The sequence below is a fragment of the Kitasatospora sp. NPDC088742 genome, assembly GCF_055584905.1.
Window position 1 is genome coordinate 27,757 of record NZ_JBVJLD010000008.1, and the last position, 24,518, is coordinate 52,274.

The window sequence follows — 24,518 nt, forward strand, 5'->3', positions numbered from 1 at the left end:
CCTGCCTCTCTCTCACCGGAGTGTCACGCTCCCGAGGTGATCGAATCGCACCGGCCGGGGGCGCCCACAAGAGGCGGCCGTTGCGCGGTCTCCGCTCGGCACAGCGCTTTCGAGCCAGGCCGTCCCGGCCACGCCCGGCGCACACCACTCCGGCCGCCGGCGCCCACCCGCACCACCGCTCCGCGGACCGCTCCGGTGCGCCTGCCTCCCGGAGGTGGCCGGTTCTCGCCGACAGGCCCGTAAAACCGGATGAGAAATGTCAGCGGATCGGCTTACCCTCTCGGCCGTGGCCGAGAAACAGCAGCTCAGTACCGCCGACACACCGTCACCACCCGCCGCGCAGGCCCCACCGAGACGTTCCACGGTGCGCTCGCTGCTGCGCCTGTGGCCGTACGCGCGGACCGCCCGCTGGCGGATCGCCGGCTCGGTCACCGCCGCCCTGCTCGCCTCCGGCAGCGTGCTGCTGGTGCCGCTGGTGCTCCAGCGGATCGTCGACGGGCCGATCGCCCACCACGACCTGGGCGCGCTCTGGCCGCTGGCCGGGCTGCTCCTGCTGCTCGGCTTCGCCGAGGCCGGGCTGTTCGGCATCCGCCGGGTGATCGTGGCCCGCCCGCTGGCGAAGGTGGAGAGCGCCATGCGCGGCGACCTCTACGCCAAGCTCCAGCGCCTGCCGGTCTCCTTCCACGACCGCTGGCCGTCCGGGCAGCTGCTCTCCCGGGCCACCTCCGACATGTTCACCATGCGGCTCTTCCTGGCCTTCCCGCTGGTCTTCCTGATCGTCAACTCGCTGGTCTTCCTGACCGGCACGGTGATGATGTTCCTGCTGGACTGGCGGCTCGGGCTGATCATGCTGCTGCCGGTGGTCCCGCTGATCCTGCTGACCAGTCACTTCGAGGGCCGGTACGCCGCCGCCGCGCGGCAGGCCCAGGACCAGACCGGCGACCTGGCCACCGTGATCGAGGAGTCGGTGCTCGGCATCCGCATCCTCAAGGCCTTCGGCCGCCACCGGACCATGGCCGAGCGCTTCAAGCGGCAGACCGAGGAGCTGCGCGGCACCGAGATCCGCAAGGCCGACATGCTGGCCAACCTCTGGGCGGTCATCGTCGGCCTGCCCGAGGTCGCCCTCGGCATCGCGCTCGCGGTCGGCGCCGTCCTGGTCGCCGACGACCAGCTGACCGTCGGCACCCTGGTCGCCTTCCTCTCCATCGCGCTGGCTCTGCGCTGGCCGGTCGAGTCGCTCGGCTGGCTGCTCGCCTACGCCAACGAGGCGGCCACCGCCACCGACCGCTACTTCGAGGTGATGGACGAGCCCGAGGACGACCCCGCCGGGCTCCCGGCCGCCGCCTCCCCGGCGACGCCGGCCTCCGAGGACCGGGGCATCCGCTTCTCCGGCGTCCGCTTCCGCTACCCCGACGCACCCGCCGACTCCCCCGACCTGCTGGACGGGATCGACCTGCACGTCCGGCACGGCGAGACGATGGCCCTGGTCGGCTCCACCGGCTGCGGCAAGACCACCCTCACCGCGCTGCTCCCCCGGCTCTACGAGACCACCGGCGGCAGCGTCACCCTGGACGGCCGGGACATCCGCTCGATACCGCTGCCCGAACTGCGCGAGCTGGTCAGCGTCGCCTTCGAGGACCCCACCCTGTTCTCCGCCTCGGTCCGGGAGAACGTCCTGATGGGCCGTCCGGACGCCACCGAGGAGGAGCTGTCCACCGCCCTGGCCACCGCCCAGGCCGGCTTCGTCGACCGGCTGCCCGACGGCACCGCCACCGAGGTCGGCGAGCAGGGCCTGAGCCTCTCCGGCGGCCAGCGCCAACGCCTGGCGCTGGCCCGCGCCGTGGTCGGCGGCCCCGAGTTCCTGGTGCTGGACGACCCGCTCTCCGCGCTCGACGTGCACACCGAGGCCCTGGTCGAACGGGCCCTGCGCCAGGTGCTGGCCGGGACCACCGCCCTGGTGGTCGCGCACCGCCCCAGCACCGTGCTGCTCGCCGACCGGGTCGCGGTGCTGGCCGACGGCCGGATCGCCGACGTCGGCACCCACCAGGAGCTGCTGCACCGCTCCCCCGCCTACCGCGAGCTGATGACCGGTCAGGCCGCTGCCGCCGACGCGGCCGCCGACTCCGATGCTCACGAACGGAGCCTCGCCCGATGACCACCACCGTGCAGAGCCCACCCGTCGAGGCCGAGGAGGAGCTGCCGCCGCCCGCCGACGACCAGGACATCCCCGTCCCGGCCGGCGCGCCCCGCAAGCTGCTCGGCGAACTGCTCGGCCCGCACCGCCGCCGGATCGGCTTCGCCATGCTGGTCATCCTGATCCAGCAGGCCGCCCTGCAGTCCGGCCCGCTGCTGGTCGCCGTCGCCATCGACCGGGGCGTCCCCGCCCTGCGCGACCACGACGCCGGCCCGCTGATAGCCGTGATCGCCGCCTACCTCGGCTGCGCCGCGCTCTCCACCGTGCTGCAGCGCGCCTTCATCCGGCTCAGCGGCCGGATCAACAACGACATCCTGCTCACCCTGCGCGGCCGGATCTTCCGCCACGCCCAGCGGCTCGGCCTCGACTTCCACGAGCGCTACACCTCCGGCCGGATCATCTCCCGCGCCACCAGCGACGTGGACGCACTGCGCGAGCTCCTGGCCGAGGGCCTCCAGGAGCTGCTCACCGTCGGACTCTCGGTCGTCTACATCTCCGCCGTGCTGATGGTGATGGACTGGCGCCTCGGCCTGGCCGCGCTGCTCTCCTTCCTGCCGATGTACCTCACCGTCCGCTCCTTCCGCCGCCGCTCGCTCCAGGTCTACCGGCGCTCCCGGACGGCGGTCGCCTCGGTGATCGTCCGCTTCACCGAGACCATGAACGGCATCCGCCCGGTGCAGGCCTTCCGCCGCGAGAGCGCCAACCAGCGCGCCTTCGACCTGGTGAACCGTCAGTCCGCCCAGGCCACCGCGGACGGCCTGCTGGAGATGGCCCGCTACGTCACCATCTCCCGCGCCACCGCCAACACCTGGATCACCGGCGTGGTCCTGCTCGGCGCCGTGCTCGCCGCCGACGGCGGCCTGGAGCTCGGCGTGCTCACCGCCTTCGTGCTCTACCTGCGCCGCCTGTACGACCCGCTGGACCAGCTGGCGATGTTCCTGAACAGCTACCAGTCCGCCGCCGCCGCACTGGAGAAGATCGCCGGCCTGCTGGCGCACGAGCCCAGCGTGGCCGAGCCCGCCACCCCGCAGCCGCTGCCCGCCGCCGAGGGCAAGGGCCGCGAGGTCTCCTTCGACGGCGTCCGCTTCGCCTACCCCACGGGCGCGGAGGTGCTCCCCCGCTTCGACCTGGTCCTCCCCGCCGGGCAGACCACCGCCGTGGTCGGCGCCACCGGCGCCGGCAAGTCCACCCTGGCCAAGCTGCTGGCCCGCTTCTACGACCCGAGCGAGGGCGCCGTCCGCCTCGACGGCGTCGACCTGCGCGCGCTGCCCACCGAGGAGCTGCGCCGGGGCGTGGTGATGGTGACCCAGGAGTCCTTCCTCTTCTCCGGCACCGTCGCCGAGAACATCGCCATCGGCCGGCCCGGCGCCACCCGGGCCGAGGTCGAGCAGGCCGCCCGGGAGATCGGGGCCCACGAGTTCATCTCCGCCCTGCCCGACGGCTACGACACCGACGTCCGCAAGCGCGGTGGCCGCATCTCGGCCGGCCAGCGCCAACTGGTCGCGTTCGCCCGGGCGTTGCTCGCCGACCCGGCGGTCCTGATCCTCGACGAGGCCACCTCCTCGCTGGACGTGCCGGGCGAGCAGGCGGTCCAGCAGGCCATGCGGACCGTCCTGGCCGGACGGACGGCAGTGATCATCGCCCACCGCCTCTCCACCGTCGAGATCGCCGACCGCGTCCTGGTCCTCGACCAGGGCCGCATCGTCGAGGACGGCACCCCTGCCACCCTCATCTCCGACCACGGCCACTTCGCCGACCTCCACCAGGCCTGGCGCGACAGCCTGGTCTGAGTGGCTGCGCCTCGCAGGAAGCGCCCCGCAGGGGCGCGGGGAACTGCGCGCAGGGGAATGGCAGCACCTGCAACTGGCCGACGGTGGATCAGTTGCAGGTGCGCCGCCTCCCGAAGCGCGCAGTTCCCCGCGCCCCTGGTGGCTCATCCCAGTGGGTCGGCGAGCCCCCACCCCGCGGTGAGCAGGTCGTCCACCGCCGCCAGGGCCGCCGTCAGCCGCTCCGCCCGAGTGCCCGTCAGTTCGCGCCAGGGCACCGCCCCGGCCGCGAGCACCTCGCGGAACCGCCCGTTCATCCACCCCCGCAGGTGCTCCCCGTCCCGTAGCCCGTCGTCGTCGAACGGCACGCCCACCTCCGAGGTGAGCAGGTACAGCGCCCTCGGCGGCAGCCCGGCGGCGAGCGCCCGCACCCGCTCCGTCGCCCCGCCCACGTACCGCTCCTGCCATACCGTGGCCGCCAGCGCGTCGGTGTCGCAGACCAGCACCGGCCCCCCGTCCCGCGCCGCCCGCTCCTCCGCCTCGGTCTGCCGCCGGCAGACCAGCTCGAAGTCCGCGTCCGTCCACTCCAGGTCGAAGACCGTCGGCACCGGCCCGCCCTCGGCCGCCACCGCCCGTGCCACCGCCAGCTTCGCGACCGTCAACTCCCGCCCGTACTCGGCCACCCAGCCCGTCCGGGCGTGCGGGCCGCCCCGGGCCCGCAGGGCCGCGGCCAGGTCGCGGGAGAGCGTCGTGGTGCCGGTGGACTCGGCGCCCAGCACCACCACCCGGCGCGCCAGCCACCCCCGTACCGGCGGCTCCAACTCCCCCCAGTGCGCCGCCGGATCGGCCCGCACCGCCGTGCCGGAGACGGCGAAGGTCTCCCGCCCGGCGTCCAGCACCACCGGCGCGGCCCCGAACCGCCGGGCCAGCTCCACCCCGTAGCCCTCCGAGCTGAACACCGCGTCCACCTCGCCCACCACCGCCGACCGCATCAGCGCGACGTGCCCCGCCCAGATCTCCTCGCTGCCGTAGTCCACCGGCAGGTTGTCGACCACTCCGGCCACCTCCACACCGGGGTGCGCGGCCCGCAGCCAGGCCACCCGCGCGGCCAGCGGCACCGACTCGACGTCCGCCGCCATCACCACCACCGTGACCCGCTCGCAGGAGTCCGCCGCCGCCCGGACCAGGAAGTGGTGCCCCGCGTGCGGCGGGTAGAACTTCCCGATCACCATCCCGTGACGGAACGTCATGCCGCCACCCCCACGACCGCCGCCGGGGCGACGGCGCTCCGCCAACTCCGCAGCCCCGCGACGCACATGCCCAGGAACAGCACGTACACCAGCGCCGTCAGGTACAGCCCCTTGCTCGCGTACAGCGGCACGTACACCACGTCCGCCGCGATCCAGAACCACCAGGTCTGCACCTTCTTGGTGTTCAGCAGCCACTGCGCCACCAGCGAGAGCGCCGTGGTCAGCGCGTCCCAGACCGGAGCGCTGCCGTTCACCCACCCCAGCAGCGCGGCCAGCGCCGCCGTCACCGGCACCACCAGGAGCCCCAGCAGCACCGTCTCCCGTGCCGAGGCGTACCGGACCTCACGCCCCGCACGCCGCTCCCCGCCCCGTACCCACTGCCACCAGCCGTGGCCGGCCAGCGCCAGGAAGAGCACCTGGAGCCCGGCGTCGGCGTACAGGCCGGCGCCCTGGAACAGCACCAGGAAGAAGACGTTGTTGGCCATCCCGACCGGGAAGTTCCACACCTTCGCCCTGACGGTCAGCCAGACGCAGACGGCTCCGGTGACGAATCCGAGTACCTCGGTCCATGCCATGACGATGACCCCTCCCGCTTAATGTCAGAGTGACGATAAGCGGGAGGGGTCATCCGTGCAAGCGGTTTCAGCGCAGGACGCCGGTGTCCATTCCGGCCGTCTCCGCCGGAAGGGCGACCAGGCCGAGTTCGGCCGGGGAGGCGAGGAGACGGTGGGAGGGGAGGACCCGGACGGTGTAGCCGAAGGGGCCGGTGCGGGCGAGTTCGAGGGTGCCCTCGTAGCGGTGGCGGCCGTCGAGGTCGGGGCCGCCGGTGGGCTTGAGGGCGAGGGTGACGGCGTCGGAGATGCCGTCGCTCTCGTCCACCCGGCCGGAGACGACCTGGACCTCGACGTCGGCGGCGTCCAGGGTGCCGAGGGCCACCTGTACCCGCACGGTCAGCGCGGACCCCAACTCCTGTGCCTCGGCCGAGCCTTCGGCCTCCACGTGCTCGACCCGGACGGACGGCCAGGCCTCCCGGACGGCGGCCTTCCAGTCGGCCAGCTCCCGGGCTCCGAGGTGACCGCCGGCGGCCAGCTCGCGCTGGGCCCGGGCGGCCGGGGCGTACAGCCGCTCGACGTACTCCCGGACCATCCGCCCGGCCAGCACCTTGGGCCCGAGGGTGACCAGGGTGTGCCGGACCATCGCGATCCAGCGGTGCGGCAGCCCGTCCGCACCGCGGTCGTAGTACCGGGCCGCGACCTGGTGCTCGATCAGGTCGTAGAGGGCGGCCGACTCCAGGTCGTCCCGCCGTTCGGCCTCCGGGCTCTCCGGGTCGAGGGTGGCCGAGGCGCCGTCGGCGGTGGGGATCGCCCAGCCGTTCTCGCCGTCATACCACTCGTCCCACCAACCGTCCAGGATGGAGAGGTTGAGGCAGCCGTTGAGGGCCGCCTTCATCCCGGAGGTGCCGCAGGCCTCCAGCGGGCGGAGCGGGTTGTTCAGCCAGACGTCGCAGCCCGGGTAGAGGTGCCGGGCCATCGCCATGTCGTAGTCCGGCAGGAAGACGATCCGGTGCCGCACCTGCGGGTCGTCGGCGAAGGCCACCAGCTGCTGGATCAGCCGCTTGCCGCCCTCGTCGGCCGGGTGGGCCTTGCCGGCCACCACGATCTGCACCGGCGCGGTCGGGTGCAGCAGCAGCGAGCGCAGCCGGTCCTGGTCCCGCAGCATCAGGGTGAGCCGCTTGTAGGAGGGGACCCGGCGGGCGAAACCGATGGTCAGCACGGACGGGTCGAGCACGGTGTCGACCCAGCCCAACTCGGCGTCCCCGGCGCCGCGCTGGCGCCAGGAGGCGCGCAGCCGGAGCCGGGCCTCGTCGACCAGCTGGGTGCGCAGGGTGCGCCGCAGCTCCCAGACCTCGGTGTTGCCGATCCGCTCCAGGCCGGTCCAGCGGCGGGCCTCGCCGGTGGCCATGGCCTCCTCGATCCGCTCCTGGCCGAGCTCGCCGGCGCCGAGCCGGACCACCGCCGGGTCGATCCAGGTGGGGGCGTGGACGCCGTTGGTGACCGAGGTGATCGGCACCTCGGTGGCGTCGAATCCCGGCCAGAGTCCGTTGAACATGCCCCGGCTGACCTCGCCGTGCAGGGTGGAGACGCCGTTGGCCCGCTGGGCCAGCCGCAGGCCCATCGCGGCCATGTTGAAGAGCTTGGGGTCGCCGCCGAGCCAGCTCTCCACGCCGAGCGCGAGCACCTGGTCGGCCGGGACGCCGGGGAGGGCGGCGTCACCGCTGAAGTGACGGGCCACCAGCTCCCGGTCGAAGCGGTCGATTCCGGCCGGGACGGGCGTGTGGGTGGTGAAGAGGGTCCCGGCGCGGACCGCCTCCAGGGCCGCCGTGAAGCCCAACTGCTCGGGTCCGTTCACGAGTTCGCGGATCCGCTCGACGCCGAGGAAGCCCGCGTGACCCTCGTTGGTGTGGAACACCTCGGGCCCCGGGTGGCCGGTGAGCCGGCAGTACGTCCGGACCGCCCGGACCCCGCCGATGCCCAGCAGCATCTCCTGGAGCAGCCGGTGCTCGCTGCCGCCGCCGTAGAGGCGGTCGGTGACCTCGCGCTCGGCGGCGGTGTTGCACTCGATGTCGGAGTCGAGCAGCAGCAGCGGCACCCGGCCGACCTGGGCCTTCCAGATCTGCGCGGTGAGGCTGCGGCCCGCGGGGAGGGCGAGCTCCACCCGGCAGGGGGTGCCGTCGGGCTCGCGGAGCAGGCTGACGGCCAGCTCGTCCGGGTCCAGCAGGGGGTAGCGCTCCTGCTGCCAGCCCTCGTGGGAGAGCGACTGGCGGAAGTAGCCGTGCCGGTAGAACAGGCCGACGCCGACCACCGGGACGCCCAGGTCACTGGCGGCCTTGAGGTGGTCCCCGGCCAGGATGCCGAGGCCGCCGGAGTACTGCGGTAGCGCGGCGGCGATGCCGTACTCCGGGGAGAAGTAGGCGATCGCGGCGGGCAGCGCGTCGGTGCCGTCCCCTGCGGACTCGGCGGACTGGTACCAGCGCGGTCCGGTCAGGTAGTCACGGAGTTCGTCGGTGAGGTCGTTCAACCGGCGTAGGAAGCGTCGGTCGGCGGCCAGCGCGGACAGCCGCTCGGCCGGCACCTCGCCGAGCAGCCGCACGGGGTCCTCACCGACCGCCGCCCAGACCTCCGGATCGACGGAGCGGAAGAGCTCCCTCGTCTCCGGGTGCCAGGACCAGCGGAGGTTGAGCGCGAGCTCGTGCAGCGGCTGGAGTTGTTCGGGCAGGACTGTGCGCACGGTGAATCTGCGGATTGCCTTCACGGCGTGCAGCCTAGACCCGGCGGGCGAGCCGAAGGTCCGTCAACTGACGTATTCGGCACCCGGATGGACCATTGATGAGATCACAACGGGCGCATTCGGCGGCATAGGGGCGCACGGGGGCGCATTCAATTCCACGCCCGCCCCAGGGGCACGTGAACACTCCGCAACGCGCACGTTTCCGCTGGCTGATTCACCCCTGCATACCGTCCGAAATCACCCGCTTACTCATCCGTAGGTCTTGCCGAGGCCGTCAGGATGGACAAAAGTCGGAGCTGCGGCGGGGAGAGCGATCCGGGTGGCGTCTCCTCCGTCTGCTTCACGTCCGGAAACCCTTCTTGCCGACGATCTTTCAATTCCCTTAGCCCATTCGGTCTGTGTGCTCGTGATCAGGCGTGTCCTCGTACACCTGCCCGTCGTTGTCGGTTGGGTTGGGTCGCACGGGAGCGCGCCCGATGCGACGCGCGCCGGGACGTGCGCGGGCAGGTCTCCGGAGCAGGTCCTCTCTCACCCACGCAGTCCCCCTCGGGCAGGAGTCAGGCATGCACGGTGACACGCGGGATCAACCGACTCACGGCGCGGCGGCCCTCGAACCGCCGTCGGAACCGGATCTCCCCGCCCCTCGGGCGGCCCGGAAGACCACCACTGCCAAAACCACCGCCAGGGCCACCACCCCTCGCAAGAGCGCCACCACCAAGAGCGCCACCACCAAGGCCACCGCCCCCCGGAAGACCATCGCCCGCAAGACGACAGAGAGCACCACCGTGATCGGCCGCATCCCCGTCCTGGACGTCTCCCCCCAGATCGACGCCGGGCGCCGCCCGGCCAAGGCGGTGGTGGGCGAACGGTTCCAGGTGACCGCCACCGTCTTCCGCGAGGGCCACGAGGCGGTCAACGCCAACGTGGTGCTCCGCGACCCGCGCGGCCGCAGCGCCCCGTGGACCCCGATGGAGGAGCTCGCCCCGGGCACCGACCGCTGGGGCGCCTACGTCACCCCGACCGCCCCCGGCCGCTGGTCCTACCTGGTGGAGGCCTGGGGCGACCCGGTGGCCCACTGGCGCCGGACCGCCGCCATCAAGCTCCCCGCCGGGATCGACACCACGCTGGTCCTGGAGGAGGGCGCCGCCCTGCTGGAGCGGGCCGCGGCCGGCGTCCCCAAGAAGGAGGGCCGGGCGCACGTGCTGGCCGCCGCCGACGCGCTGCGCGACACCGCCCTCTCCCCGCTCTCCCGGCTGGCCGCGGCGCTCGCCCCCGAGGTCACCGCCCTGCTGGAGCGCTACCCGCTGCGCGAACTGATCAGCTCCACCCGGCCGTTGCCGCTCCAGGTGGACCGGCAACGGGCGCTGTACGGATCCTGGTACGAGTTCTTCCCGCGCTCCGAGGGCGCCCTGGTCGACCCGGACGGCAACAACCCGCCGGTCTCCGGCACCTTCCGCACCGCCGCCGAACGGCTCCCGGCGGTGGCCGCGATGGGCTTCGACGTGCTCTACCTGCCGCCGGTCCACCCGATCGGCCGGGCCTACCGCAAGGGCCCCGGCAACTCCCTGACGGCGGGTCGGCACGACGTCGGCTCCCCCTGGGCGATCGGCTCCCCCGAGGGCGGGCACGACGCGCTCCACCCCGACCTGGGCACCATCGAGGACTTCGACTTCTTCGTCGCCGAGGCCACCGCGCTCGGCATCGAGGTCGCCCTCGACTTCGCCCTCCAGTGCTCCCCCGACCACCCCTGGGTCAACAAGCACCCCGAGTGGTTCAGCCACCGCGCCGACGGCACCATCGCCCACGCCGAGAACCCGCCGAAGAAGTACCAGGACATCTACCCGATCGCCTTCGACCAGGACTTCGACGGCCTGGTCAAGGAGACCCTGCGGATCCTGCGGCACTGGATGGCGCACGGCGTGCGGATCTTCCGGGTGGACAACCCGCACACCAAGCCGGTGCTGTTCTGGGAGAAGGTGCTCGGCGACATCGCCCGGACCGACCCCGACGTGGTCTTCCTGGCCGAGGCCTTCACCCGCCCCGCGATGATGCACACCCTGGGGAAGATCGGCTTCCACCAGTCCTACACCTACTTCACCTGGCGCGAGACCAAGGACGAACTCACCGAGTACCTCACCGAACTGACCGGTGAGGCCGCCTCCTACATGCGCCCCAACTTCTTCGCCAACACCCCCGACATCCTGCCCGGCCACCTCCAGGACGGCGGCCCCGCCGCCTTCGCCCTGCGCGCCGTCCTGGCCGCCACCCTCGCGCCCAGCTGGGGCGTCTACGCCGGCTTCGAGCACTTCGAGGGCGAGCCCGCCAAGCCCGGCTCCGAGGAGTACGCGAACTCCGAGAAGTACGAGCTGCGCCCGCGCGACTGGTCCCGCACCGACACCCTCGCCCCCCTGATCACCACCCTCAACCGCCTGAGGCGCCGTCACCCCGCGCTCCAGCAGCTGCGCGACCTGGTCTTCCACCAGACCGACAACGACCACCTGATCGCCTACTCCAAGACCGCCACCACCGAGGACGGCCTCACCGACCACGTCCTCACCGTGGTCAACCTCGACCCCCACCACCCCCAGGAAGCCACCGTCACCCTCCCCTGGGACGGCCCCCTCGCCGTCCACGACGAACTGACCGGAGCCTCCTGGACCTGGCACCGCCACAACTACGTCCGGCTCGACCCCACCACCGGGCCGGCCCACCTCCTCACGGTTCGGAGGAACCCTCAGTGACAGTGAACGATCCCGTGCCCGACACCTTCGCCGAGACCTCGCCGGGAGACCGCGACCCGGAGTGGTTCAAGCGGGCGGTGTTCTACGAGGTCCTGGTGCGCTCGTTCCAGGACAGCAACGGGGACGGGGTGGGCGATCTCAAGGGCCTCACCTCGAAGCTGGACTACCTGCAGTGGCTCGGCGTCGACTGCCTCTGGCTGCCGCCGTTCTTCGCCTCGCCGCTCAGGGACGGCGGGTACGACGTGGCCGACTACAAGTCGGTGCTGCCGGAGTTCGGCGACCTGGCCGACTTCGTGGAGTTCGTGGACGCGGCGCACAAGCGCGGCATGCGGGTGGTCATCGACTTCGTGATGAACCACACCAGCGACCAGCACCCGTGGTTCCAGGAGTCCCGGCGCGACCCGGACGGGCCGTACGGGGACTTCTACATGTGGGCCGACGACGACAAGCAGTACCCGGACGCGCGGATCATCTTCGTCGACACCGAGACCTCGAACTGGACCTACGACCCGGTCCGCAAGCAGTACTTCTGGCACCGGTTCTTCTCGCACCAGCCGGACCTGAACTACGACAACCCCCGGGTCCAGGAGGAGATGATCGCGGGGCTGCGGTTCTGGCTGGACCTCGGGATCGACGGGTTCCGGCTGGACGCGGTGCCGTACCTGTTCGCCCGCGAGGGCACCAACTGCGAGAACCTCCCGGAGACCCACGAGTTCCTGCGCCGGGTCCGCAAGGAGATCGACGCGGACTACCCGGACACCGTGCTGCTGGCCGAGGCCAACCAGTGGCCGGAGGACGTGGTCGACTACTTCGGCGACTTCTCCTCCGGCGGCGACGAGTGCCACATGGCCTTCCACTTCCCGGTGATGCCGCGGATCTTCATGGCGGTCCGCCGGGAGTCCCGCTACCCGGTCTCGGAGATCCTGGCCAAGACCCCGACCATCCCCGGCAACTGCCAGTGGGGGATCTTCCTGCGCAACCACGACGAGCTGACCCTGGAGATGGTCACCGACGAGGAGCGCGACTACATGTACGCGGAGTACGCCAAGGACCCGCGGATGCGGGCCAACGTGGGCATCCGCCGCCGGCTCTCCCCGCTGCTGGAGAACGACCGCAACCAGGTCGAGCTGTTCACCGCCCTGCTGCTCTCGCTGCCCGGCTCGCCGGTCCTCTACTACGGGGACGAGATCGGCATGGGCGACAACATCTGGCTCGGTGACCGGGACGGCGTCCGCACCCCGATGCAGTGGACCCCGGACCGCAACGCGGGTTTCTCCTCGGCCGACCCGGGCAGGCTCAGTCTGCCGCCCATCATGGACCCGGTGTACGGCTATCAGGTGACCAACGTCGAGGCGCAGCAGAGCAGTTCGAGCTCGCTGCTGCACTGGACGCGTCGCATGATCGAGATCCGCAAGCTCAATCCGGCGTTCGGCCTCGGCAGCTACACCGAACTGCCCTCCAGCAACCCCGCGGTGCTGGCCTTCGTGCGCGAGCACGAGGACGACCTGGTCATGTGCGTGAACAACTTCTCGCGGTTCGCGCAGCCGACCGAGTTGGACCTGCGGCGGTACGGGGGTCGCTACCCGGTCGAGCTGATCGGCGGTGTGCGCTTCCCGTCCATCGGCGAGTGGCCGTACCTGCTGACCCTGGCCGGGCACGGCTTCTACTGGTTCCAGCTGCGCAACCCTCGCAAGCAGTGACCGGCCAGTGAAGTAACGATCAGTCAGTTCACCTGCCCCGGGGGCGCGAGGGCGTGTTCTCGCGCCCCCGGGCGCCTCTCTGCACCACCGCGTACGGAGAACAGCCCAACGGCCACCCACACTATGGCGTGACACCCGAGCCCGGCTCGCGTGCCGTCGCCGCCGCGCCGCCGAAATCCGGAAGACTGACGGACCCGGCCAGACCCGTCGGGCAGTCGGCCCGCTTCCGGGGAAAGGGAGTCATGTCCGAAACCTCCCGTTCTCAGGCCCACCTGCACCAAGATCCGACCGGAGCGGCCCCCGCCCCGGTCGGAGCGCGGGGCACCGGGGTCCGGAGAACCGCTGTCGGGGTCAGCGAGCTGGTCCAGTCCGCCCTGCCGCTGATCGCGGCCTGGCTGCCCGGCCAGCGCTGGTACGCGGGCAAGGGGCGCGCGATCACCGGGCTGACACCCTTGGTCGGCACCCCGCTCCAGGTGGGTGACCCGGCCCTGCTCCACCTCCTGCTGCGGGTGGAGTACGCGGGTGACGACTCGCCCGGCGAGATCTACCAGCTGATGCTCGGCATCCGCTCCCAGCACTCGTCCGGCCTGCCGCCGACCGCCGTGCTGGGCCGGCTCTCCGGCGGCCAGCACGACGGCGCCGCGCTCTACGACGCGGTGCACGACCCGGAGCTGACGGGGCGTCTGCTGGAGCACCTGGCCACCGGCGACCGCTTCGGCGCGCTCTCCTTCCGCCGCACCCCGGGCCCGGGCCTGCCCGCCCACCTGCCCGGCCGGGCCTCCACCGCCGAGCAGTCCAACAGCTCGGTGATCTACGGCACCGAGTTCATCCTCAAGCTGTTCCGCCGGATCAGCCCGGGCACCAACCCGGACCTGGAGCTCTCGCTCGCGCTCTCCCGGGCCGGTTCCACCCGGATCCCCCGGGTGGCCGCCTGGTTCGAGAGCCGGATGGAGGGGGCCGAACCGGCCACCCTCGGCCTGCTCCAGCGCTACCTGCCGGACGCCGAGGACGGCTGGGAGCTGGCCCTGGACCAGGTCGGCCGGCTCAAGGGCGACCCCTCCCCCGGCAACTTCGCGATCGAGGCGCACCGGCTCGGCCGGGCCACCGCCGAGGTGCACCGGGTGCTGGCCCGCTCGATGCCGGTGGCCCGGCTGGACCGGGCCCAGACCAGCCTGCTGGCGGCCCAGATGGCCGACCGGCTGGACCGGGCGGTCACCGCCGTCCCCGGCCTGGCCCGGTACCGGTCCGCCCTGCGGTCCGCCTTCCGCGCGCTGACGGCGGACCACCTGGACGGCCTGCCGGTCCAGCGCATCCACGGCGACCTGCACCTGGGCCAGGCGATGCGCACCCCGCACGGCTGGGTGCTGCTGGACTTCGAGGGCGAACCGGCCAAGCCGCTGGCCGAGCGCAGGCTCCCGCAGCCCGCGCTGCGCGACGTGGCCGCCATGCTGCGCTCCTTCGACTACGCCGCCGCCCACCTGCTGGCCGGTACCCCGGCCGACCCGGAGCTGGCCCACCTGGCCGCCGCCTGGGCCGGCCGCAACCGCACCGCGTACTGCGCGGGCTACCACGCCGGCGGCGGGATGGAGCCGGGCTCGGTGCCCGAGCTGATGCGCGCGCTGGAGATCGACAAGGCGGTCTACGAGGTGGTCTACGAGGCCCGGCACCGGCCGAGCTGGCTCCCCATCCCGCTGGCCGCCATCAACCGCCTGGCCCTCACCGTCTGACGGCAGCTCACCCCGTCCGCCTCCCCGGCCTTCCCCGCCCCGCACCACCCCGACCACCCCGACCACCCCGACCGCCCCGACCCGACGATCCGCCCGACCCCCCGCAGGAGGACCCCGCCGTGACCCCGCCCGGCCAGAAGCGCGACCGCAGCACACCCGTGCCCGCCACCTTCCTGCCCGAGCGGCCCGGCGACCCGGCCCACCGCCGCGCCAAGCCCCGCCCCGGGCGCACCCATCCGCCGGCCCCACCACGCCCCGTCGCGGTCACGGCGGAACCGGCGGCGCCCGTCCCGGCCCCGGCCCCCGTCCCGGCACTCGTCCCGGACCCGGCCCCCTCCCGGCACCCGGAGACCGCGCTGCGGTTGCCCGAGGCACCGCTGCCGCCCAGTGAGATCGACCGGCTGCTCTCCGGCGAGCACCACGACCCGCACGCCCTGCTCGGCGCGCACGTCACCACCGAGGGCGTGACGATCCGGGTGCTGCGCCCGTTCGCCGAGCGCGTGCTGGTGCTCACCGGGCAGGGGCCGGTGGAGCTGACCCACCTCCAGCGCGGCCTGTTCACCGGCCTGCTGACGGGCCTTCGGGAGATCCCGGCGTACACGCTCCGGGTCGGCTACCCGGGCGCCGAGCCGCTGGAGCAGCAGGACGGCTACCGACTGCCGCCCACCCTGGGCGAGTTGGACCTGCACCTGATCCAGGAGGGCCGGCACGAGCAGCTCTGGCGGGCGCTCGGCAGCCAGGTCCGCACGGTGGCCGGGATCGCCGGGACCTCCTTCGCGGTCTGGGCGCCGAACGCCACCGGCGTGCGGCTGATCGGCGACTTCAACCACTGGGACGGCACCGGCCACCCGATGCGCTCGCTCGGCTCCTCCGGGGTCTGGGAGCTCTTCGTGCCGGGGCTGGCCGAGGGCGCCACGTACAAGTACGAGATCCACGCCCGGGACGGCCGGGTGCTGGAGAAGGCCGACCCGATGGCCCGGGCCACCCAGGTGCCGCCGGCCACCGCCTCGGTGGTGACCAGTTCGGAGTACGTCTGGCAGGACGCCGACTGGATGGCCCGCCGGGCCCGCACGGTGCACCACCGGGCCCCGATGTCGGTCTACGAGCTGCACCTGGCCTCCTGGCGCCCGGACCTCACCACCTACCGCGAGCTGGCCGCCGAACTCCCCGGCTACCTCCAGGGCCTGGGCTTCACCCACGTGGAGTTCATGCCGGTGATGGAGCACCCCTTCGGCGGTTCCTGGGGCTACCAGGTGACCGGCTTCTACGCGCCGACCTCCCGGCTGGGCTCCCCCGACGACTTCCGCTTCCTGGTGGACACCCTGCACCGGCACGGCATCGGCGTGATCGTCGACTGGGTGCCCGCGCACTTCCCCAAGGACGACTTCGCGCTGGCCCGCTTCGACGGCGTGCCGCTCTACGAGCCGGCCGACCCGCTGCGCGCCGAGCACCCGGACTGGGGCACGCTGGAGTTCGACTACGCCCGCACCGAGGTGCGCAACTTCCTTGTCGCCAACGCCGTCTACTGGTGCGAGGAGTTCCACGTCGACGGCCTGCGGGTGGACGCGGTGGCCTCGATGCTCTACCTGGACTACTCCCGCGAGGGCGGCGCCTGGACCCCGAACCAGTTCGGCGGCCGGGAGAACCTGGACGCCGTCGCCTTCCTCCAGGAGATGAACGCCACCGTCTACCGGCGCTGCCCCGGCGTGGTCACCATCGCCGAGGAGTCCACCGCCTGGGACGGCGTCACCCGGCCCACCGACAGCGGCGGCCTGGGCTTCGGGCTGAAGTGGAACATGGGCTGGATGCACGACTCGCTGGTCTACATCTCCAAGGAGCCGGTGCACCGCAAGCACCACCACGACGAGATCACCTTCTCGCTGGTGTACGCCTGGTCGGAGAACTACGTGCTGCCGATCTCGCACGACGAGGTGGTGCACGGCAAGCGCGCGCTGGTCTCCAAGATGCCCGGCGACTGGTGGCAGCAGCGGGCCAACCACCGGGCCTACCTGGGCTTCATGTGGGCCCACCCAGGCAAGCAACTCCTGTTCATGGGACAGGAGTTCGCTCAGGGGGCGGAGTGGAACCACGAGGACGGCCCGCAGTGGTGGGTGCTCGGTGACGACTGGCCGGCGGCCGGCGAGCACCTCGGCGTGCGCCGCCTGGTCGCCGACCTCAACCACACCTACCTGGACACCCCCGCCCTCTGGGAGCAGGACACCACCCCCGAGGGCTTCCGCTGGCTGGACGGCGGCGCGGCCGAGGACAACCTGCTCTCCTTCGTCCGCCACGCCGCCGACGGCACCCCGCTGGTCGCGGTCTGCAACTTCTCCCCCGTGGTCCGCCACGGCCACCGGGTGGGCCTGCCCCAGCTCCCCGGCCGGGAGCAGCTCTGGGAGGAGGTGGTGAACACCGACGCCGAGCAGTACGGCGGCAGCGGCATCGCCAACTCCCACCCCGTCAAGTCCGAGGCCACCCCCTGGAACGACCAGCCCCGCTCCGCCGAACTGGTCCTCCCCCCGCTGGCCACCCTCTGGCTCCGCCCGGCGGTCTGAGCACCCGTCACCCCGGGGGCGTGGGCCCCCGGGGTGACGGTCCGTCCTACGGGAGCGGGTAGCCGCCCCGGCCGACGTAGACGGCGTCGCCGACCGGGCGCTGGCCGTCGAAGCCGCCCTCGGACGGGACGTTGGCGAGCTGCTCGGTGTAGTCCGCGCCGCGGACGGCCAGCGTGGTGGAGCCACCGCCGTCCAGGTTGAGCGCGTCCACCGCGCCGAGGTCCAGCATCAGCTGGGCCAGCTCCAGGCGGGAGGCGCCGTACCAGACGGTCCCGGTCTTCCGGGCGTCCACCGTGACCAGCATCATCCGGCCGTACCCGTCCACCCCGACGGCCGTCCGCGCGGCCTGGTCGGCCGGGGCGTCCAGGACGTACTCGCGCTTGGCGTCGCGCACCAGCAGGTCCCCGCCGGGCGTGACGTACATCGCCGGGTCGACCGGCTGCCCGGGGCTGACCAGCTGGTCGCCGAAGCGGGTGTCGGTGACCGTCCGGCTCACCGTGGGAGCGGTCCTGACGGGGCCGCAGAGATTGGCCTCCAGCCAGCTCGCCCCCTCCCCGATGCCCTGGTAGGCGGTGCCGCCGGCCGGCACCGTCCGCCCGCCCCGGACGGGGTAGCAGCTCACCGCTCCGGCGGCGTCCACCTGGACCTCGTAGCCGTCGTCGGTGTCGGCCGCGCCCAGGAAGCCCGCGGCCGGGGTCGGCGCGCCGTACTCGGGGGTGAACTCGACGATCTCCGACGAATCGGTGCAGGCACCGCCGCTCATCCGCTCGTCCCGGTCCAGCGGGTCGGCGAGCTGGCAGTGCGCGGCCCGGCCGGGCGCCCGGTCGACGCCGTCCAGCTTCCGCGTCCCGGCCGCCGTCCCGATCACCAGTGCGCTGCTGAACTCCGAGATGTACGGGCGTCCGTGACGGAGCACCAGGGCCGATCCGGCCGGGCGGCGTTCGGTACCGGTCCCACCCTTCGGCCGGCCGCCGGCCGCCTCGCCGAGCAGCTTCCCGTCCGCGATCGAGAGCCCACCGAGGTCACCGGTGGACACCCCGGTGGCCGGGTCGAACACCACCTGGTTGTCGAAGAACCCGCCGTTGACCCCGACGTACGGCTTGCGGCTCTTCACCGCCGTGGTGGCCTCCAGCATCGCGGTGACCTGCTCGGCCCGGGCCGTGCCCGCACCGACCGTGCCCGTGAGCGAGAGCGGCGCGGCATCCGGGTCCACCACCACGACGTTGACCCGCCACGGGCGGTCGGCCGCGTCCCGGGTGTAGGTGGTGCGGGTGATCCCGGGGCCCGGGGCCGAGGTGGTCACGGTGCTCAGCGCGGCCAGGTTGGCGGCGGTGAAGGCGGGCGGCTCCTCCGCCGCCCCCGGAGCGGTGCCGAGCCCGGTCAGCAGGGCGGCCGTCAGGCCGAGGGTGACGGTACGTCGGATGGTCAGCACTGGCTCGTCCCCTCGACCTGCTGGTGGGAGCTGATGTTGCCGGCGTACACCGCGGGCAGGGTCGCGCTGTCCCCGCTGAGCACCACGAACATCCGGTTCGCCGGGTCCCCGGGCCAGCCCACCGTGTGATCGGCGTGCGGGTAGAAACAGGCGTGCCTGGCGGTGTGGTTGAAGATCGAGACCGCCTGGTCGTCCCAGTCCGGGTTGTACTGCGCGATCGCCGGCACGCCGACCGAGGTCATCACGCCCCGGCCGCTGACGTCCTTGAACAGGCAGACGTAGCCCTGCTCGCAGCGCTCGTAGCCGGTGGAGCAGCCGGCCTTGGACTTGGCGAGCTTGAACGACTCGGCCTTGTCGGCGAGCTGCGCACCCGTCAGGTTCACCACGGCACTCGACCGGGGGCGGATCGCCTGCAGCTCCCCGCCGTAGGAGACCCCGTCGTAGAGGCACCCCCAGTAGTCGGTGTTGTTCCGGACCGAGCTCACCCGGTTCTTCCAAGCGTCGGCGAACTCCAGGTCCGAGGCCCCCGCCGGGTACTCGTGCAGGCGGAGCTGGCCGTCGGCGCCGTCGTAGGTGCAGAAGTGCCCGGCCTGGCAGCTCTCCGGCACGAGCGCGGTGGCCCGTGTCCCGGTGAGCAGTGTGAGCACCAGGCCGAGCAGGCAGACGCCCAGGCCGGTGCGCAGAAGTGCTGTTCGCACGTGCGGTTCCCCCTTATTGATCATGAACGGCCGATCCTAGGGTCCCCACGGCCGGCCGGAGAGGGGTTTTCGGCAACGGCTGACCGCCCGTCAGGGCCCTGCGGCCCGGCGGTCCGGTGACCTTCGTCCCTTGCCTCCGGTGGGTGTCCGGGCATGCGGACGCCCGTGACCGGTGCGAATGTATGGTCGATGTGACCGCTGACCGAGGGACGACCGAAACGGAGCTGCCAGGTGGCGCGCAGCGTGTACGTGACCGGGATCGACCGGGGGGACGGCCGGCAGGCGGTCGAACTCGGGGTCATGGAACTGCTCACCCGTCAGGTGGACCGGGTCGGGATCTTCCGGCCGCTGGTCCACGCGAGCGCGCCGGGCGAGGCCGGCTCGGACCACGTGGTGGAGCTGCTGCGCGACCGGTACCGGCTGGACCTGCCGACCCACGAGCTCTACGGGCTCACCTACGAGGAGGCCGCCGCGCTGCAGGCCGCCCAGGGGCAGGACGAGCTGGTCTCGACCCTGGTGGAGCGGTTCCACGCGCTGGAGCGCCGCTGCCAGGCCGTCCTGGTGCTCGGCACCGACTTCGCGGACACCAACATCCCGGACGAGCTGGCCTTCAACGCCCGGCTGGCGAACGAGTTCGGCGCCTGGGTGCTCCCGGTGGTCGGCGGCCACGACGAGGACCCGCAGGCCGTGGTCGCCGAGGTGCGCAACGCCCACCGGGCCTACCGCGACCTGGGCTGCTCGGTGCTGGCGATGATCGCCAACCGGGTCGCCCCCGGCGCCAAGCAGCAGATCCAGCGGGTGCTGGCGGAGAAGCTCTCCGTCCCGTCCTACGTGCTCCCGGAGGAGCCCGCCCTGGCCGCCCCCACGGTGGCCCAGCTGGTCGAGGCGACCGGTGCCGAGGTGCTGCTCGGCGACGCGGCGGGGCTGGCCCGGGACGTCCGCGGCTTCGTCTTCGGCGGCGCCATGCTGCCGACCTTCCTGAACGCGCTGACCGACGGCGCCCTGGTGGTCACCCCCGGGGACCGGGCCGACCTGGTGATCGGCTCGCTGGCCGCCCACGCGGCGGGCGCCCCGCCGATCGCCGGCGTGCTGCTGACGCTCGGTCAGCACCCCGGCCCGAACGTGATGGCGCTGGCCGGCCGGCTGGCCCCCGGCACCCCGGTGGCCGTGGTCCCGGAGGGCAGCTGGCTGACCGCCGCCGCGCTCACCCATCTGGAGGGCCGGATCGGCCCGGCCAGTCCGCGGAAGGCCGAGATCGCCCTCGGGCTCTTCGAACTCCACGTGGACACCGCCGAGTTGACCAAGCGGATCGAGCTCGGCAAGTCCGAGCGGGTCACCCCGATGATGTTCGAGCACGAGCTGCTGGAGCGGGCCCGGTCGGACCGCCGGCACGTGGTGCTCCCGGAGGGCACCGAGGAGCGGGTGCTGCGCGCCGCCGAGGTGCTGCTGCGCCGCAACATCTGCGACCTCACCCTGCTCGGCCCGCCGGACGAGGTGCGCCGCAAGGCCGCCGCGCTGGGCATCGCGGTGCCTGCGGAGGACCTCGACCGGGCCGACGGCGCCCGGCTGCGGATCGTCGACCCGGCCACCTCCCCGCTGCGCCAGCAGTTCGCCGAGCTCTACGCCAAGCTGCGCGCGCACAAGGGCATGACGGTCGAGCTGGCCCTGGACGTGGTCACCGACGTCTCCTACTTCGGCACCCTGATGGTCCAGGAGGGCATCGCCGACGGCATGGTCTCCGGCGCGGTGCACTCGACCGCCGCCACCATCCGGCCCGCCTTCGAGGTGATCAAGACCTCGCCCGGCGCCGCGATCGTCTCCTCGGTCTTCTTCATGTGCCTGGCCGACAAGGTGCTGGTCTACGGCGACTGCGCGGTCAACCCCGACCCGGACGCCCAGCAGCTGGCCGACATCGCGATCCAGTCGGCCGAGACCGCCGCCCAGTTCGGGGTCGAGCCCCGGGTCGCGATGCTCTCCTACTCCACCGGCACCTCCGGCTCCGGCGTGGACGTGGACAAGGTCCGCAAGGCCACCGAGCTGATCCGCGGACTGCGCCCGGACCTCCTGGTCGAGGGCCCGATCCAGTACGACGCGGCGGTGGACCCGAACGTGGCCGCCACCAAGCTGCCCGGCTCCGAGGTGGCCGGCCGGGCCACCGTGCTGGTCTTCCCCGACCTCAACACCGGCAACAACACCTACAAGGCCGTGCAGCGCTCGGCCGGAGCCGTGGCCGTCGGCCCGGTCCTCCAGGGCCTGCGCAAGCCGGTCAACGACCTGTCGCGGGGGGCACTGGTCCAGGACATCGTGAACACCGTCGCCATCACCGCCATCCAGGCCCAGGGCCAGGCCCAGAGCCAGAGCCAGGCCCAGGCGCAGAACCAAGGAGCCGCCTCGTGACCGGAGCCACCCGGGTACTCGTCCTCAACGCCGGGTCCTCCTCGGTCAAGTACCAGCTGATCGACATGGTGGACGGCTCCCGGCTCGCCTCGGGCCTGGTCGAGCGGATCGGCGAGAGCGGCGGCCGCCTGGCGCACGCCCCGCTCGGCCGGGAGAAGCGCGAGGTCTCGGCGCTCTTCGCCGACCACGCCGCCGCGCTCAAGGCCGTCGCCGAGGAGCTCACCGCCGACGGCCTCGGCCTGGACTCCCCCGAGCTGGCCGCGATCGGCCACCGGGTGGTGCACGGCGGGCTGCGGTTCACCGAGCCCACCCTGGTCACCGAGGAGGTGCTGACCGAGATCCGCCGGCTGATCCCGGTCGCCCCGCTGCACAACCCCGCCAACATCACCGGCATCGAGGTGGCCCGGGCGCTGCGCCCCGACCTCCCCCAGGTCGCGGTCTTCGACACCGCCTTCCACGCGACGATGCCGGAGTACGCGGCCCGCTACGCGATCGACCGGAAGACCGCCGACGAGCACCGGGTGCGCCGCTACGGCTTCCACGGCACCTCGCACCAGTACGTCTCCCGGGCCACCGCCCGGCTGCTCGGCAAGGACCCGGCCGAGGTCAACGTGATCGTGCTGCACCTGGGCAACGGCGGCTCGGTCTCGGCCGTGGCCGGCGGGGTCTGCGTGGACACCTCGATGGGCCTCACTCCGCTGGAGGGCCTGGTGATGGGCACTCGTTCGGGTGACATCGACCCGGGCGTGGTCTTCCACCTGCACCGGGTGGGCGGCCTGAGCATCGATCAGATCGACGAGCTGCTGAACCGCCGCTCCGGCCTGCTGGGCCTGTGCGGGGACAACGACATGCGCGAGGTGATGCGCCGCGCCGGGGAGGGCGACGCCGAGGCGAAGCTGGCCTTCGACGCCTACGTGCACCGGCTGCGCAAGTACCTCGGCGGCTACTACGCCGTGCTCGGCCGGGTGGACGCGGTGGCCTTCACGGCCGGGGTGGGCGAGAACGCCGCCCCCGTCCGGGCCGCCGCCTGCGCCGGTCTGGAGGAGCTCGGCATCGCGGTGGACCCGGAGCTGAACGCGGTCCGCTCCGGTGAGGCCCGGGTGATCTCGCCCGAGTACTCCCGGGTCACGGTGGCGGTGGTGCCGACCGACGAGGAGCTGGAAATCGCCAGGCAGACCTTCGCTCTGGTACACCAAACCTGACGAACCATCAGCATCCCACCCCTCGGGACAGTTCGTTGACGATTCCTCAGCTTTCGGGCCGAATGCACCGATAACACGAACGGATAGACTGACCGATATGCGCCGAGCGAAAATTGTCTGCACCCTGGGTCCGGCCACGGACTCCTACGAACAGCTGAAGGCCATCGTCGAAGCGGGCATGAACGTCGCCCGACTGAACATGAGCCACGGCTCCCACGCCGAGCACGAGGAGCGGTACCGCAAGGTCCGCCAGGTGTCCCAGGACACCGGTCGTACCATCGGCATCCTCGCCGACCTCCAGGGCCCGAAGATCCGCCTGGCGACCTTCGCCAACGGCCCGGTCACGGTCGACAACGGTGACGAGTTCACCATCACCACCGAGGACGTGCCGGGCGACCAGCACATCTGCGGCACCACCTACAAGGGCCTGCCGGGCGACGTGAAGCCCGGCGACCCGGTCCTGATCAACGACGGCGTCATCGCCCTGGAGGTCGTCAGCGTCGACGGCCCGCGGGTGAAGACCGTGGTGATCGAGGGCGGCGTGCTCTCGAACAACAAGGGCATCAACCTCCCCGGCGCGGCGGTCAACGTGCCGGCCCTGTCCGAGAAGGACAAGGACGACCTGCGCTTCGCCCTGGAGCTCGGGGTCGACATGGTCGCGCTGTCCTTCGTGCGGAACGCGGCCGACATCGACGACGTGCACAAGGTCATGGACGAGGTCGGCATTCGTGTGCCGGTCATCGCCAAGATCGAGAAGCCGCAGGCCGTCGAGGCGATGGAGGAGATCGTCCTCGCCTTCGACGCCATCATGGTGGCCCGCGGCGACCTGGCGGTCGAGTACCCGCTGGAGAAGGTGCCGCTGGTCCAGAAGCAGCTGATCACCCTGGCCCGCCGCAACGCCAAGCCGGTCATCGTCGCCACCCAGATGATGGAGTCGATGATCCACGCCTCGCGGCCGACCCGCGCCGAGGTCTCCGACGTGGCCAACGCCATCCTGGACGGCGCGGACGCGATCATGCTCTCCGCCGAGTCCAGCGTCGGCAAGTACCCGATCGAGACCGTCAAGACCATGAGCCGGATCGCCGAGACGGCCGAGGAGGAGCTGCTCGCGCAGGGCCTCCAGCCGCTCAACCCGGGCCGCAAGCCGCGCACCCAGGGCGGCTCGATCGCCCGCGCCGCCTGCGAGCTGGGCGACTTCCTCAACGCCAAGGCGCTGGTCGCGTTCACCAAGTCCGGTGACACCGCCCGCCGCCTGTCGCGCTACCGCTCGCCGATCCCGGTGATCGCCTTCACCCCGGACGCCGCGACCCGCGCCCAGCTCTCGCTGAGCTGGGGCGTCGAGGCGTACGTCACCGAGCAGGTAGAGACCACCGACGCCATGGTCGCCCAGGTCGACCAGGAGCTGCTGGCGCTGAGCCGCCTGAGCGAGGGCGACACCGTCATCGTCACGGCCGGCTCCCCGCCCGGCGTCCCCGGCAACACCAACATGGTCCAGGTCCACCACCTGGGCACCCGCAGCGGTCTCTGACCTGTAGCGGCAAGCCGAACGGGCCGTCACCTCCTCACGG

Annotated in this window: 14 protein-coding genes; 9 read left to right on the plus strand and 5 right to left on the minus strand. The window is 72.4% G+C overall.

The genetic code is table 11. The annotated features are described in order from the left end of the window. The first annotated feature begins 256 nt into the window (after nt 1–256). The gene (locus ACZ6ZR_RS09570) at nt 257–2,155 is read left to right on the plus strand and encodes an ABC transporter ATP-binding protein (protein WP_465641120.1); all 1,899 of its coding nucleotides are present in this window, start codon (nt 257–259) and stop codon (nt 2,153–2,155) included. Further along, the gene (locus tag ACZ6ZR_RS09575; protein WP_465641122.1) at nt 2,152–3,984 is read left to right on the plus strand and encodes an ABC transporter ATP-binding protein; all 1,833 of its coding nucleotides are present in this window, start codon (nt 2,152–2,154) and stop codon (nt 3,982–3,984) included. The genes ACZ6ZR_RS09570 and ACZ6ZR_RS09575 overlap by 4 nt, the downstream gene beginning before the upstream one ends. Before the next feature lie 143 nt (nt 3,985–4,127). Here ACZ6ZR_RS09575 and ACZ6ZR_RS09580 read toward each other — a convergent pair whose 3' ends face one another. The 3 genes from ACZ6ZR_RS09580 to glgP all read right to left on the minus strand — a co-directional run bounded on the left by ACZ6ZR_RS09580 (nt 4,128) and on the right by glgP (nt 8,522). Beyond that, entirely contained in the window at nt 4,128–5,210 is a 1,083-nt protein-coding gene (locus tag ACZ6ZR_RS09580; RefSeq protein ID WP_465641124.1) for an AAA family ATPase, read from the minus strand. Beyond that, nucleotides 5,207–5,785, minus strand: coding sequence for a nicotinamide riboside transporter PnuC (pnuC, locus tag ACZ6ZR_RS09585; RefSeq protein WP_465641126.1), 579 nt, complete (start codon nt 5,783–5,785; stop codon nt 5,207–5,209). The genes ACZ6ZR_RS09580 and pnuC overlap by 4 nt, the downstream gene beginning before the upstream one ends. Nucleotides 5,786–5,852: 67 nt before the next feature. Further along, a complete protein-coding gene (gene glgP, locus ACZ6ZR_RS09590; RefSeq protein ID WP_465641128.1) occupies nt 5,853–8,522 on the minus strand; it encodes an alpha-glucan family phosphorylase in 2,670 nt (889 codons plus the stop codon). Nucleotides 8,523–9,283: 761 nt separating this feature from the next. Here glgP and ACZ6ZR_RS09595 point away from each other — a divergent pair. The 4 genes from ACZ6ZR_RS09595 (at nt 9,284) to glgB (ending at nt 17,221) form a co-directional block, all read left to right on the plus strand. Continuing rightward, complete coding sequence (locus ACZ6ZR_RS09595; RefSeq protein ID WP_465641321.1) at nt 9,284–11,239, plus strand: alpha-1,4-glucan--maltose-1-phosphate maltosyltransferase; 1,956 nt, start codon at nt 9,284–9,286, stop codon at nt 11,237–11,239. After that, entirely contained in the window at nt 11,236–12,939 is a 1,704-nt protein-coding gene (gene treS, locus ACZ6ZR_RS09600) for a maltose alpha-D-glucosyltransferase (RefSeq protein WP_465641130.1), read from the plus strand. The genes ACZ6ZR_RS09595 and treS overlap by 4 nt, the downstream gene beginning before the upstream one ends. Nucleotides 12,940–13,181: 242 nt before the next feature. Further along, complete coding sequence (locus ACZ6ZR_RS09605) at nt 13,182–14,666, plus strand: maltokinase N-terminal cap-like domain-containing protein (protein WP_465641132.1); 1,485 nt, start codon at nt 13,182–13,184, stop codon at nt 14,664–14,666. Nucleotides 14,667–14,785: 119 nt separating this feature from the next. Continuing rightward, nucleotides 14,786–17,221: a 1,4-alpha-glucan branching enzyme gene (gene glgB, locus ACZ6ZR_RS09610; RefSeq protein WP_465641134.1), complete on the plus strand. Its 2,436-nt coding sequence runs from the start codon at nt 14,786–14,788 to the stop codon at nt 17,219–17,221. Nucleotides 17,222–17,267: 46 nt separating this feature from the next. Here glgB and ACZ6ZR_RS09615 read toward each other — a convergent pair whose 3' ends face one another. Together ACZ6ZR_RS09615 and ACZ6ZR_RS09620 are read right to left on the minus strand one after the other, a co-directional pair. Beyond that, a complete protein-coding gene (locus tag ACZ6ZR_RS09615; protein WP_465641136.1) occupies nt 17,268–18,653 on the minus strand; it encodes a phosphodiester glycosidase family protein in 1,386 nt (461 codons plus the stop codon). After that, complete coding sequence (locus ACZ6ZR_RS09620) at nt 18,647–19,351, minus strand: peptidase inhibitor family I36 protein (protein WP_465641138.1); 705 nt, start codon at nt 19,349–19,351, stop codon at nt 18,647–18,649. The genes ACZ6ZR_RS09615 and ACZ6ZR_RS09620 overlap by 7 nt, the downstream gene beginning before the upstream one ends. A gap of 231 nt (nt 19,352–19,582) precedes the next feature. Here ACZ6ZR_RS09620 and pta point away from each other — a divergent pair, with 231 nt between their 5' ends. From pta to pyk, 3 genes are all read left to right on the plus strand, one after another. Continuing rightward, nucleotides 19,583–21,748, plus strand: a complete 2,166-nt coding sequence (pta, locus tag ACZ6ZR_RS09625) for a phosphate acetyltransferase (RefSeq protein ID WP_465641140.1) — start codon at nt 19,583–19,585, stop codon at nt 21,746–21,748. Further along, nucleotides 21,745–22,950, plus strand: coding sequence for an acetate kinase (locus ACZ6ZR_RS09630; protein WP_465641142.1), 1,206 nt, complete (start codon nt 21,745–21,747; stop codon nt 22,948–22,950). Before pta ends, ACZ6ZR_RS09630 begins: the two co-directional genes overlap by 4 nt. Nucleotides 22,951–23,047: 97 nt before the next feature. After that, nucleotides 23,048–24,478, plus strand: a complete 1,431-nt coding sequence (gene pyk / locus ACZ6ZR_RS09635; protein ID WP_465641144.1) for a pyruvate kinase — start codon at nt 23,048–23,050, stop codon at nt 24,476–24,478. Nucleotides 24,479–24,518: the final 40 nt, after the last annotated feature.